This is a genomic window from Raoultibacter timonensis (assembly GCF_022845715.1).
In the GTDB taxonomy this organism is placed as follows: Bacteria; Actinomycetota; Coriobacteriia; order Coriobacteriales; family Eggerthellaceae; genus Raoultibacter; species Raoultibacter timonensis.
In genome coordinates, this window is the sequence record NZ_AP025564.1 from 3615000 (window position 1) to 3628265 (window position 13266).

Below are 13266 nucleotides of genomic sequence, written 5' to 3' on the forward strand. Positions count from 1 at the left end.
TCATCACCTCACATAGAAGATCTTGGCCTTCGTGAGGCTGCCCGCGATAGGCTGGGCGTTGTCGCTCACGATTGCCTTGGATATATCGCTGTCGGGATCGTCGAGATCGCCGAACAGCCGGGCTCCGGTCAGACACGCCTCGACGCACGTCGACATCTTCGTGCCCGTCTCGGCCGCGCTCACCGTGCAGAAGCGGCACTTGTCGACGGTGCCGGTTTCATGGTTGTGCACGCGAACCTGGTAGGGGCATGCGGCCATGCAGTACTTGCAGCCGATGCAGCGTCCGTGATCGACGCCCACGATGCCGTCGGCGCCCTTGTAGGCTGCACCGGTCGGGCACACAGAAACGCACGGCGCGTCCTCGCAGTGCATGCACTGCAAAGGCACCGTCTCAACGCCCACCTCGGGATAGGTGCCCGTCTCCTTCTCCTCGTAGCGGATGAACGCCTCGTCAGAAAGCAGCTTGTTCTGGCGCTGGCACGCCACGCGGCACGCATAGCAGCCGATGCACTTCTTGGTATTGATCAGCATTCCGTAACGGGCCATCATGCACCTACTTTCTTCACCGAGACGATCGCCTCTTGGGTCATCGCCGCCCCGTATACGGGTTCGAGGTGGAAGGGCACGAAGTCCATTTGGCGAAGGCCCACATCGTAAGCCGTATGCTGCTCAGGAGACGAGCAGCCGTAATGGCTTGGCATGAAAAGCGCCGTCGGATTGATGCGCTGGGTCACCTTCGCACGACAGGTGCCCGTATGCTCGCTGTTCGACACCTCGACCTCGTCTCCGTCGGCGATACCGAGCTGAGCGGCCACATCGGCGTTGATCCACACCCGCGTGAGGTCGTAGTCCTTCGTGATCTGCATGAGATCCTCGATGTTGGCCGTCATCGTATGGCTGTGTACGGCCTGCTTGCCGCCTATGAGCCTCAGCTGGGTGCCGGCGGGCATCACCGCAGGCTCCATCCACACCGGGCCGGCCGGCAACCCCGCCGCTTCCGCAGCTTCGCTCGTGAACTGAATCTTCTCGGTCGGCGTCTTCCACTTGGGAACCTTCCCGTAGGTGAAGGCCTTATCGGGAAAGTACGCCACGCCCGTCGTCTTGAGCGCATCGAGCGAAAGCCCGACGCTTTGCAGCTGGGCATCGGCCAAATCCTCGACCGTGAACGGGAAGTACTCACCAACGCCGCATGCTTCGGCGAGCTCGGTGAATATCTCGTCGACGGGCTTCGTGTTGGGATGCACCTTCTCGATCACCTGATCGCGCAGCGCCACGCAGGGCACCGTGCCGCCGATGAACTCGGGCAGCTCGAGGCGTTCCAGATAGCTCGTGTCGGGCAGCACGTAATCGGCCAGCTGGGCCGTTTCCGACATCTGCACGTCGATGACCACGCACAGGTCGAGGCTGCCGAGCGCCTCGGCAAGGTACGCCGTGTTGGAGTAGCCTGCAGCCATGTTCGAGTTGTAGAAGAACATGCCCTTGAGCGCGCCTTCCTTGGCCATGCGGGCCGCATAGAGGTTCGATCCCATGCTCGAAAGCGCGAGCGGATACTCGGCAGCGCCGAGCTGCTTACCAGCTGGCTTGGGCACGGCGGGAAACTTCGCTTCGTCGAGCTCTCCCGCAGAAACGCTCGAGGTGAACAGCGCCCCGCCTTCCTGGTTCCAGCAGCCGAGCAGCGTGTTGAAGCACGCGATGGCGCGCGCCGTCTCCCCCGAATTCTGATACGAGCAGCCGAACGCGCCGCGCCAGCTCGGCTCAATGGAAGCCGCGGGGGCGGCTTCAGCGAACTCGAACGCAAGGCGCGCGATCGTCGTCGCCGGGATGCCGGTGATCTTCTCGGCCCATTCGGGGGTGTGATCGGCGATCGAAGCCGCCCACTCGTCGAACCCGACCGAGTGCTCGGCCACATACGCCTTGTCGTAACGTCCCTCGCGAATGAGCACCTGGGCCATCGCGAGCACGAGCGCCAAATCGGTACCGGGATTGATGGGTACCCATTCGTCGGCGAAGACCTTGCTGTTCGAGCAGCGCGGATCGACGAGCACGATATGGGCGCCGCGCTCGTGCGCCTCCTGCAGCGCCATAACCGAGCTCGGGCGGATCGCGTCGGCGTAGCTGCGCCCGATGAACATGGTCATCTTCGAGTTGGCCACATCGGATTCGTAGTTGCCCGAACCGATCACCTGGGTGAAACCGCTCTCCTTCGAAAGGTTGCAGGCAGCACCGTGCGTGTACACGTTCGCCGAGCCGAGCGCATTCATGAACCGCTTGGCGTAGTACTTGCCCGAGGGGCGCGGATCGTGCACGACGGCGAGCGCTTCGGGGCCGTCCGAACCGATGATCGCCTTCACCTTTTCGGCGATTTCGGCGTACGCCTCGTCCCAGCTGATCGCCTGGAACTCTCCGTCCTCGTTCTTTTTCAGCGGATCGGTAAGCCGATCGGCCGAATAGGCGATCTGGGAATAGCCGTACCCGCGAGCGCACAGCTTGCCTTTCGCATACGGATGGTCGGCATCGCCCAAAAGCTTCGCGAGTCTGCCATCGACCACGTAGCCCGTAAAACCGCATTTTGTCGAGCAGGCGTTGCACAGCGAATGCGCCGTATAGGTTTGACCCCCGGCATCCGACTCCTCGGCATGCGCCTGCGACCAGGCATCGAAGCTTAGAACACCGGCGCATCCCGCAAGTGCGACCGCACCCGCGCTGCCGGCCAGGAAGCTTCGCCTGGTTATCGCATTTTCTGACATGATAGTATCCCTTCTATGAGACCGCGCCGCTTGCCATCGCGCGGTCGGACCGTGCATTCTCTTCGTCGCCCAGACCCTGCTGTGCCCTTATGCCTAAGACCACATCAACGAGTCCGATGTAGAAGGCGGCATCGTCTCCCAAGCCGAGGAGGCGAAGCCTGAACGCCGTCAGCCATTCGAAGCGCTCGGCCAGATACCTCCGCGCTTCGACGTGCATGCCGGAACGGATGAGCACCGAAACAAGATCGAGCTCGAGCGCCAAATGGTCGGGGCAAGCCGCGAACCGATCGGGAACGCTGAGTCCCAACCGTTCGGCAACCTCGGCCATGTAGAGCGCTGAATCGCTGCCGTACAGTCCCGTCTTGTGGGAGAACGGCGCCTCGTTGCGAGGATTCGACGACCATCTGCGATACAGCGACTCGACCGGAACCGCCGATTGGGGCAGCCCCCCGACGAAATGGCGCGCAGCAAACGTCTGCTTCTCGCTATACGTTGGCGGCGCGAACAGCGCGCGAACCTCACCGGCTTCGAGAAATTCCTGCAACGGGCATTTCCTCCCCAGTCGCTCGACCGCACTCGTCTGATAGCCGAACGTTTTCTCGTCTTGCAACGCACGGCGGGCGCCGTTGAGAAAATCGGCCCACTGCGCCGGCTTCGAAATGGCATCCCACTCTGCTTTTTCGACCGGTGCAAAGCATTTCGACAGTATCGAGAACACCGCTTCGTCTTGCATCGTCTTCCTTCTTCCGTATCTCGGGCTTCGTCCATGCGCCCCGAAGGCCGCATCGTCGCCAACCCGCATTCCGCCATGCGGCTTTCGGCCGCCTACACGATGGTCGCCGTCGAGACCACGCCCTGCGCGATCACCTGATCGGCGATGTCCTTCCAGTCGATGAACTTGATGGCACCGTTGGGGCACTGCTCGGCACAGCGGCCGCACGAGATGCACTTGGTCGATTTGCCCGTTTCGGAATCGACGACGGGCATATTCCACGGGCAGGCCGCATGGCACATGCCGCAGCCGATGCACGTCTCGGTGTCGACCACGCGGGCGCCCGACTCCTCGTCGCTGCGAATCGCGTGAACCGGACAGTAGTTCATGCACTGCGGATCTTCGCACTGCTTGCAGCTCTCAATGGTGAATTGGCAGTTGTCGTAGATGCCGTCCACCGTGTCGGGGCTGGCACCGAACTGGTAGTTCGGCCACACGCGAACGCGCGCGATGCTCTGGCAGACGCGGCCGTCGTTCTTGAGCGTGCACATCATCTCGCAGCGTTGGCAGCCCGAGCAGCGGGCGCGATCGGTCACGATCATCTTGGTAGGCGTGGTGCGAATGGTTATGCGTCCCGAAGCGATCGATTCGGACGTGACGCCCCAGGTTCCCAGGACGCCTCCGATAACCAAACCGGCGACACCGCATCCCGCCATAGCGAGAACTTGGCGACGGGTGATCGTCTTGCGTGGTTTCGCTTCCGCGGCTTCCGCGTGCTCGGTTCCTACAGCAGCATCCGTCTTGGACTCTTGCTGCCGGGGATCCTGATCCTGCAGATTGATATCGGTCATAGTTTTCTACTCCCCTCACGTACTCGTCTGTGAGTGTCGTTTATACGTGTCGGAGCCCGCAAACCGGACTCCCATCCTCCCTTAGAACTCGAAGCTCTCCCTTGCACAACAGGTGCGAGTATGGGATCTTCGCCTTTCGGCCATTACCCTCTTTGGGAGTAAAAGCGCAGATCGCGAAGATTACCCTCAAAGAGGGTATGCTCGATTTTCGGCGAAACGCACACTGTCGGAAGACGAATTTCGTCCATGCTGCCCATATCTCGAAGAGCCTTGCACAACACAGGACCCAAGAGATTTGGAGATGACAACATGGCTGACCAGAAATCGTACGGATGGGCCGGGAAGATCCTGCGCGTCAACCTGAGCACGGGGGCCATCACGACCGAGCCCACCGATCCCTACAAGCACTACATCGGCGGCATGGGACTCGCGAACAAGATCATGTTCGACGAGGTTCCTGCAGGCACCGATCCGCTGTCGCCGGAAAACAAGATCGTGTTCGCTGTCGGGCCGCTGACCGCTTCGGGCGTTCCCTTGGCAGGGCGCACCACCATCTGCTCGCTTTCAACCTTCACCAAGGACCACCTGATCGTCGACGCGCACTGCGGCGGCATGATCGGCGCGAAGATCAAGCTCGCCGGTTACGACGCCATCGTAGTCGAAGGCGCAGCGGATCATCCGGTGTACCTCAACATCGTGAACGAGAAGGTGGAGATCAAAGATGCGACCCCGTTCTGGGGCATGGGCACCCGCGAGGCGACCGAAGCGCTCTGCCGCAAGGAGAGCACGAAGGCCTGCGTGGCCACTATCGGCCCCGCAGGCGAGAACCTGCTGCCCTATTCGGTGATCATCAACTCGCGCAACCACTCGGGCGGCGCGGGCGTGGGAGCCGTTATGGGCTCTAAGATGTGCAAGGCGCTCGTCGTCGAAGGCGATGGATCGGTGAACGTGGCCGACCCGCAAGCGGTCGCCGACCTGTCCGATTACATGCTGCGCGAGGTCATCGGTTCGAACAACAACCACGTTGTGCCGCAAACCCAGCAGGAATGGGCTGAATACTACGACAAGGGATCGCGCTGGTCTGCCCGTAAAGGGCTTACCTGGGGTATCGCCGAAGGCGGCGCCATCGATGTCGGCGAGCCGAAGCCCGGCGAGCTCAACACCGTGGGCTACCGCTGCATGAAATCGGTCTACGATCTCGGCGAGGTTGCCGAAAAGTACACGGTCAAGATGAACGGCTGCCACAGCTGTCCGATCCACTGCTACTCGGATCTGCGCATCGATCGCACCGCCGAGCTGGGCGGCAAGGCAACCGCAGGCAACACCTGCGCCGCGAACTTCCCCTTCAAGTACATGAACGGCATCCTGCAGACCGAGATCAAGGAAGACACCGAGTCGGGCATCCTCTGGAATACCCTCATCGGCACCACGATCGACGAGCTCGGCCTCTGGTGCAACTACGCGCAGCTCTGGCGCGACTTCGCCCACTGCATCAAGGCGGGTGTTTTCGATCGCGTGCTGCCCGAAGAGGAAAAGGCGCTCTTCGATTGGAACCGCATCTACGAGGACGATCCCACGATCATGGTTGAAGTACTCAACAAGATGGCGCAAAACGACTCGGAGATCGCGTATCTGGCTCACGGCCCCCACGTATGGACCGAGCGTTGGGACGATGCCGATTGGTACAACCAGAAGCCCAGCGCGCTCATCAACTACCGCGGTTGGCCCGTTCACCACGCAACCGAATGCTTCGGCCAGGTGGGAGGCGTGTACAACATGATGTTCAACCGCGACGACATGATCCATTCCGCCGTGAACTTCCAGGGTTGCGGCCTCCCGTTCGAACTCAAGCAGCAGATCGCCGAAGAGGTCTGGGGCGGAGCCGATGCGATCGACCCTGACAAGAACTACACGCCCATGAACGATCACAAGGCGAACTTCTGCTGGTGGTCCATCGTCACCGACGTGCTGCACGATTCGCTCACGCTGTGCAACTGGGTCTGGCCGATGACCATGAGCCCGACCAAGCAGCGCGATTACCGCGGCGACCTCGACCTCGAAGCCAAGTTCTTCAAGGCGGTCACCGGCGAGGACGTCACAACCGACGATCTGTACCAGGCGGGCGCCCGCATCATGACGCTGCAGCGCGCCAACACCGTGCGCGGCATGACCACCGAAAGCGGAGCGCTCGGCAACAACGACCTGCGCAACGACCACGACCGCATCACCGACTGGGTGTTCGACCACGACCCCGATTTCGAACCCTTCACCGAAGGCACCATCAAGCTCGACCGCGACGATTTCCAGACCGCGCTCGGCATGGTGTACGGCAAGTTCGGATGGGATGAAACGCTCGGTTGCCCCACGGCCGAATGCCTCGACGGCTACGGCATGCAAGACGTCAAAGAGGAGCTCGACTCGCTCGGACTGCTCCCGTAAGACGATGCTTTCCGAAACCGACGGCTCCCTACCGGGCCGTCGGTTTCCCGTGTCCAGCGACGACGACTCCGGCAAATCGCGAGTTTGTGGCAGAAAAAGGGCTCAATTCGTCGTCTGGACCGCCGTCGGCACGCAGGATCGAAAGCAGTCGAGCATAGCGGCTGCATCGTCCCTGCTCAGGGAGGCTACCAAAAACAAGCCGTAAAGAAGGGTGCCGAACGGCGACGAATAACTCCCTTTTCCTGCCACGAGTGGGCCTTCGGGCTGCACATCAAAATCGATCGGCTCCATAAGGCCGAAACGATTACGTCGCAGCCCGCTGCTCAGAGCAGCGGGCTTGTTTCGGAATCCGGACATGTCGCACTCCCACCAAAGGTTCAGACGCAGCCCGCTAAAACAGGCTTGCCTCCAAGATGCCGCGTCCGCGCAACGCGCGGATCCAGGCAGGCGGAATGGCTTTGTAGCCGTACGCGATACCCGCAAGCCCGCCCGTAACGGCGCCGACGGTATCGGTATCGTCGCCCAGGTTGACCGCCGCGAGCACGGCGCTCTCGAACGAACCGGTCGTGGCGAGACACCAGAGCGCCGCCTCAAGCGTATCGACCACATATCCGGTCGATCCGATATCGTCGCGTGCCAGATCGGCAATGCGCGCCACGCGATCGAACGGCGCGGCGGCAGCGAGATCACCGAGCGCGCTAATCGCCTCCGCGATCGAAGCGCCATCGAGCAGCGCTTGGGCGAAACGCACGTAGATCACGCAGGCGCGCTTCGCTATCTCGTGGGAGTGCGTGATGGCGGAAACCGCCTCGATCTGCTCGTCGGTCACATCCTCGACGAAGGCGAGCGGCACGATGCGCATGAGCGAGCCGTTGCCGTTGTCGCGTTCGCCATCCTGGCCCTTCCCGCTTCTGAGCGCAACGGCCGTCGTGTTTCCCACGTCGAACACGTCGCCGTCGGGCACATAAGCGCCATCGAACAACCATGCGCGGTAGCGCTCCCGCATGTCGTCGAGGTCGATTCCCCCGCAGATCCGGATGCTGTTCGCCGTCGCCAGCGTCATGCTCGTATCATCGGAGAACGTGCCGGCGGGCTTATCGTGGGTGCCGCCGCCCGTCATGCCGTCGATGCGATAGGTGTCGCGCGCCCTGAATTCGACGGGTACGCCGAGCGCATCGCCGACGGCAACGCCGTATACCGCGTCTTTCACCGTTCGCCTCAATCGGGACATGGGCTTCCTCCTGTTCGGCATTGCCAATTCGTTCGCCGCAGCCGGCTGAAAGCCATAGTACCCTATTGTCGCCCGGCAAGCGAAGCGGCAGGGGGCAAGCTGCGCGAAGAGACGGAACCTGAGCCGGGTGAGGCAGCGGTGGCCTAAGCTGTGCGAAGCGGCAAGAAGGCCCGATCCGCACGAGGCAACGATGCCGAGTCGCAACCGCGCCCAAGCCGCCTACAGATACATCCCCCGCTCGACCGCATGCCATTCCGCAAGCGAGGCGGCATAGGCAGGACTCAGGTACTCCGTTGAATAGAAGTACACGTCGCCGTTCGAAGCCGTCGTTGTCTGGATGTCGGGGTACTCCCCCGATTCGCTGATGGCGGCCCACGTTTCGGCAACTTCGTCCTCAGTCATGTTGAACGGTTCGTTGAACAGGCTATCGGCCGCCATGGGCCGTGGGTACGTGCGCGATTCGTCGCGCACGCATTCTGCGAACGTCACAATGCGATCATCCTCGCATGCAAGAAACGCCCAGTGAGCGTACCGATCGGTCATAACGTCTTTGGAATACAGATAGTAGCTTCGCTTGCCCATGAGAACAACGATATCGTCGCATGCGATTTCTTCCGCATCGTCATCCAGCTCGATCGGAACGAGCGTCATCTCGCCTTCGAGCTCAACGAGTTCAAATCCATCGGGAACATCGAATCCCGTGAAATCGTCGCCCTGTCCGGATCCGGCGATGGGCTCATCCGCTCCGATACCCGAATCCAAGACCTCTTCGGCTGCAAACCCGCCGATCTCACCGCACGGAGCATCGTCCTGGCCGCCTGCCCGCAATCCGGTTCCGCCCTTCGGTATGGCAGATTCACCAAACTCCTCGCCGTTTAAAACGGCTTCAAGCTCCCCCCGATTTCCTTCGGCGGCAACATCGGCCGCCGAAGCGCCGAAGGGACGCGGCACGCCGACGGCGCGGGTTGCCGTACGGTACGCGGGCGCTTCGAGCTGCGGCGCCTGTTCGGCCTCACGCTGCATGCGGCGCTCTTCGAGATAGTCGTATACGAACATCTCGAAGCCCTCGGCACCCATATGATCGGGTGCGATGCCCGCCTCCTCCCATTCAGAAGGAACCGAAAGGCGCCCGTCGGTCGAGCAGGTGCGCACGTAGTCGAACAAGGCTGCTAGCGCATCCTGCTCGTCTGCGGCCTCGAAGGCCGCTATCTCTTCGGGCGAAAACTCGCATGCTTCCGCATCGGCTTGCTCGGCCTCGGTGGCCAGACCCGCTTCTTTTGCAGCTTCATCTTCCATAGCGCTCTACCCCGCTACCTTGCCGAACCGAAGCTCGATGCGTCCGTCGCGAAGCGAGCAATGCTCGGTCATGATGCAACCGACGCTGCAGGTGTCGCACGGCGCAACGCGATCGAGTTCCTCGATGCCCGCTCCTTGGCGAATAAGAAAATCGCCGATCAAGGCACGGATGCCCTCGATGGCGAAGTACACGGTATGGATGCGGTCCCACGGCACACCGTCGAGTGCGGTTTTGATATCGTCACCGGTGATGGCAAGCGCTTCGTCGAACGTCTTTCCTTCGAGCATGGCGCACACGGTGCTCGAGCACGCCGTCATAGCCAGGCATCCGCGCGATTTGAATCCCACGCGCACAAAGCGTCGTTCGACCGGATCGACGATGGCGAACAGACGCATCGCGACCTCGCCGCGTTTCGACTTACCCACCATGCAGCGGGCGTTGAACCCCTCGGGGGCACCGCTGTTATCGAAGGTGGCAACTACCGACAGCAACGTGTCCGAATATCCCGTCGTGCCGATTTCACTTTCGGTTTGGTAGACATCGGCCGTTCGGATAACGGCGCGCTCTTCCGGTTCGATGTAGACGTTTCGCTCCGACACGTGCTCCTCGTTTCCTCGCTCGTTTCGATGATCTCATCATGGCAAAACGGACAGAATCAGCATCCCCTCTTTGAGGATATTTTCGCCTCCGCCTGTTTACTTGGTAGGCAGGTACCTGTATAAACAGTTCGGACACAAAGAGGCTTGAATGCCTACTTGATCTGCTACAAGCATTACAATGGGGATTTGCTACCCATCGGGGCGCAAAGGCGTTTGCAGCGCAGGGCGAAGCAAGGGAGAGCACTTTGTCGGAGCACGTGCAGGGAGAATCCATCCATCGGGTGCCGACCCAGAGCGGGCTCGTTGCCGTCTTCAAGGCGTACCTGCCGCTTTGGCCCTTCGTGCTCGGCTTGGCGTTTGCCCGCTCGGGTCTCATCGTGGCAAGTTACGGAAGCTACACGCAGACCGACGAGGGCGTGTTCACCGACGGCGGCATGCTTATCGCGCTCGCTATCCTCGGCCTGTATTGGCTTGTCGCGACCATCCGCAAAACGCGGTACTCCAAACGACAAGTCAGTCGGCTCATGAACGCGAGCACGGCGCTCGAAGCGGCTATGCTCGTAGGCTTGACCGTCATGGAAGTGCTCGCTATCCAGAACAACGGCGTCAAGCTCGCTTTCTGCGCCGGATGCACGCTGTTCGGATCGCTTGCAATTTACTATTGGCTGCGACGCGCCCGCGGTTCGACAACCACCGTCACCGTGGTGTTCGCGTTCGGCGCGCTGTTCGTAAGCGAGATCATCATCTACGCATGCGCGCTTCTTCCCCACGTCGTCGCCTACGTTGTCGGCGCACTGCTCGTCATCGCGCAATACCCCTGCATCGCAGCCTCGCGTACGCGCAGCAGGCTTCTGCTCGCTCCCCCCGATACCGAGGCGCGCGACTATTTCGGCTTTGCGAAATCGCTGGTATCGAACAAGCAGTTCCTCGTGGTTACCGCAATCGGCATCGCGCTTCTGTCCATCGTCATCGGATTGCTGCGCGGATACCCCGATGGCGAGCCGATCGCGTTCACCATGACTACCCGCATCGCCTACATGCTTCTGACGATGGCTCTTTCCGCAGCGATCATCGCACTTGTCGTTCGCGGCAAAGGCCAAGTGATGACGGTAGGCATCTGGATCATCATGCAGTCGCTTGCCTGCTTGGCACTGGTCGCCTATGCAGCGTTTCCCGAAAGCCTCGATATCGGAGCGCTGTTCACCACGACCCTCAACGCCATGATGGTTGGGTTCACCTGGTACGCCGTCGTCGCTTTCGTGAGCTATGGCTGGCGCGACCCTTACTACTACGCTATCGCATGCTGGCTCGTCTGGCTCGGCAGCCGAGCTATCGCCCGCATCGTGCTCTTGGAGGCGTATCCGCTCACGACCAACGATCTGCTCACCGGCATGATCATGGCCGCACTGCTGCTCGTCTCAGCCCAATCGGTATTTGTCCAGTTCATTTACATTGCTAAACGAGAGAACGAGGATGAGCACGACAAGATCACCTCACGGCAAAGCGCACTTGTGAAGCTCATGGGGCTCGACAGCAACGAAAGCCTTTCCGGCATGCGCCAAGCAACCATGCAGCACAACGCCGAGGAGATGGGCAAGCAGTTTTTGCTTTCGGATCGAGAGGTCGAAGTGCTCGCGCTCTATGCGCTCGGCTTTACGCAGAAGCGCGTGGCTGAAGAGCTCTACATCAGCCAAGGAACCGCTCACGCGCACATCAAGCGAATCTATGCGAAAACGGGGCTCCACTCCCGCCAAGAAATACTCGACTACATGAAACAGTACACGTCGTAAGCACCGTAACCGACCGGCGGGCATCGCGCCGGGCATCCGGTAGCCCGATGGCCGCCCAAACTGCTACCATAGCGGTATGCCCCAAAACGATCTGACATACCGCGACTTTGCCCGCTTCGCTTCGCAGACGCCCGATGAGATCGCGCGCGATTGCGACGTGTCGGTTTTTCGCGCCACCGGGCCCGGCGGCCAGGGCGTCAACACAACCGATTCGGCGGTGCGCATGAAACACGTGCCGACGGGCATCGTCGTTACCGCACGCGATTCGCGCAGCCAGTACCGCAACCGGCTTGCCTGCCTGGAAAAGCTTCGCCTCGTTTTTGCGCGCAAAGCACGGCCGCCCAAAGTGCGCCGAAAAACGCAGGTCCCCCGTCGCGCCAAAGAGAAACGGCTCCAGGACAAGCGAATGCAGTCCGAAAAGAAAACCGCCCGCAGGAGAATCGACCGAGCCACGCGTACCGCTGCAGAGCCGACGGATAGACCGATCAGCCAAGGAACCAGGACATCAACCGACCGAGAATCCAGCCAGTAAACCGACCGAGCGAGAAGAAGGAAGCCATGCTGCATTTCGATAGCGACTACATGGCGGGCGCGCATCCCGCCATCCTCGAGAAACTTGCCGAGACCAATTTCGAGCAGACGCCGGGCTACGGCACCGATGCCCATTGCGAACGCGCACGCGAGCTGGTGCGCAGCGTATGCGAATGCCCCGAGGCCGAAGTGTTCTTCCTGGTGGGCGGAACCCAGACCAACGCCACCATCATCGATGCGCTGCTGCACCGCACCCAAGGAGCGATTTCCGCCGACACGGGCCACATCGCAACGCACGAGGCCGGAGCGATCGAAGCGGGCGGCCACAAGGTGCTCGCCATCCCCCATACGCTCGGCAAGATCGATGCCGAGGGAGTACGGTCCTATTGCGCATGGTTCTTCGGCGATGCGAACCACGAGCATATGGTGGAGCCGGGCGTGGTATACCTCTCGTATCCTACCGAATACGGCACGATCTACACCAAAGACGAACTCGGGGCGATCGCCTCGGTATGCCGCGAGTACCACCTGCCGCTGTTCATCGACGGTGCGCGCATGGGATACGGGCTTGCCGCCGAAGGCGCCGATCTGACGCTGCCCGACATCGCGCGGTTGTGCGACGTGTTCTACATCGGGGGCACCAAGGTGGGCGCTCTGTTCGGGGAGGCGGTCGTATTCACCAAGCCTGATCTGGCGAACCGGTTCTTCACGCTCATGAAGCAACATGGTGCGCTGCTTGCCAAGGGAAGGCTCCTCGGCATCCAGTTCGAGACGCTGCTCGAAAACGGCCTGTACCTCGATATAGCGCACCATGCCGTCAACCTGGCCATGAAGCTCAAGGCGGCGTTTATCGAAAAAGGCTACGAGCTGGCCATCGATTCGCCCACCAACCAGCAGTTCGTCGTGCTCGACGACCAGACGAAAGCGCGCTTGAGCGAACACGCAACATTCGGCTTCTGGGAAGCGCTCGACGACGGTCGCACCGTCGTTCGCTTCGCCACCAGCTGGGACACTCGTGAAGAGGCGATCGACGAGCTGATCGGGCTCTTGTAGGACACAAAAGCCCGAT

The 13266-nt window shown here is 61.3% G+C and carries 10 protein-coding genes and 1 pseudogene; 4 read left to right on the forward strand and 7 right to left on the reverse strand.

Annotated features, from left to right (window positions below; all coding sequences use genetic code 11):
* Nucleotides 1–3: 3 nt before the first annotated feature.
* The 4 genes from MWL89_RS14715 to MWL89_RS14730 form a co-directional block, all read right to left on the reverse strand.
* The gene (locus MWL89_RS14715; protein WP_244412615.1) at nt 4–546 is read right to left on the reverse strand and encodes a 4Fe-4S dicluster domain-containing protein; all 543 of its coding nucleotides are present in this window, start codon (nt 544–546) and stop codon (nt 4–6) included.
* Nucleotides 546–2747, reverse strand: coding sequence for a molybdopterin-containing oxidoreductase family protein (locus MWL89_RS14720; protein WP_244387036.1), 2202 nt, complete (start codon nt 2745–2747; stop codon nt 546–548). Before MWL89_RS14720 ends, MWL89_RS14715 begins: the two co-directional genes overlap by 1 nt.
* Before the next feature lie 13 nt (nt 2748–2760).
* Nucleotides 2761–3480, reverse strand: a complete 720-nt coding sequence (locus MWL89_RS14725) for a molecular chaperone TorD family protein (RefSeq protein WP_102380086.1) — start codon at nt 3478–3480, stop codon at nt 2761–2763.
* A gap of 92 nt (nt 3481–3572) precedes the next feature.
* On the reverse strand, nt 3573–4310 hold the full coding sequence (locus MWL89_RS14730) for a ferredoxin-like protein (protein WP_102380087.1): 738 nt from the start codon (nt 4308–4310) through the stop codon (nt 3573–3575).
* Between the two features lie 309 nt (nt 4311–4619).
* Between MWL89_RS14730 and MWL89_RS14735 the strand changes: the two genes are divergently transcribed.
* On the forward strand, nt 4620–6749 hold the full coding sequence (locus MWL89_RS14735; RefSeq protein WP_102380088.1) for an aldehyde ferredoxin oxidoreductase: 2130 nt from the start codon (nt 4620–4622) through the stop codon (nt 6747–6749).
* Nucleotides 6750–7140: 391 nt separating this feature from the next.
* Here the strand turns inward: MWL89_RS14735 and MWL89_RS14740 are convergent, their stop codons facing one another.
* The 3 genes from MWL89_RS14740 to MWL89_RS14750 form a co-directional block, all read right to left on the reverse strand.
* A complete protein-coding gene (locus MWL89_RS14740; RefSeq protein ID WP_244387039.1) occupies nt 7141–7980 on the reverse strand; it encodes an ADP-ribosylglycohydrolase family protein in 840 nt (279 codons plus the stop codon).
* 219 nt (nt 7981–8199) lie between these two features.
* Nucleotides 8200–9276, reverse strand: a complete 1077-nt coding sequence (locus MWL89_RS14745; RefSeq protein ID WP_102380090.1) for a hypothetical protein — start codon at nt 9274–9276, stop codon at nt 8200–8202.
* Nucleotides 9277–9282: 6 nt separating this feature from the next.
* Nucleotides 9283–9876 (reverse strand): iron-sulfur cluster assembly scaffold protein, encoded by a 594-nt coding sequence (locus tag MWL89_RS14750; protein WP_244387041.1) that lies wholly within the window; start codon nt 9874–9876, stop codon nt 9283–9285.
* A 245-nt stretch (nt 9877–10121) separates the two neighbouring features.
* Between MWL89_RS14750 and MWL89_RS14755 the strand changes: the two genes are divergently transcribed.
* From MWL89_RS14755 to MWL89_RS14765, 3 genes and pseudogenes are all read left to right on the forward strand, one after another.
* The gene (locus MWL89_RS14755; protein WP_244387043.1) at nt 10122–11666 is read left to right on the forward strand and encodes a helix-turn-helix transcriptional regulator; all 1545 of its coding nucleotides are present in this window, start codon (nt 10122–10124) and stop codon (nt 11664–11666) included.
* Nucleotides 11667–11814: 148 nt separating this feature from the next.
* Nucleotides 11815–12198 (forward strand): annotated as a pseudogene (locus MWL89_RS14760) (peptide chain release factor-like protein); the annotation flags it as partial.
* 26 nt (nt 12199–12224) lie between these two features.
* Nucleotides 12225–13250, forward strand: coding sequence for a threonine aldolase family protein (locus tag MWL89_RS14765; protein WP_102380093.1), 1026 nt, complete (start codon nt 12225–12227; stop codon nt 13248–13250).
* Nucleotides 13251–13266: the final 16 nt, after the last annotated feature.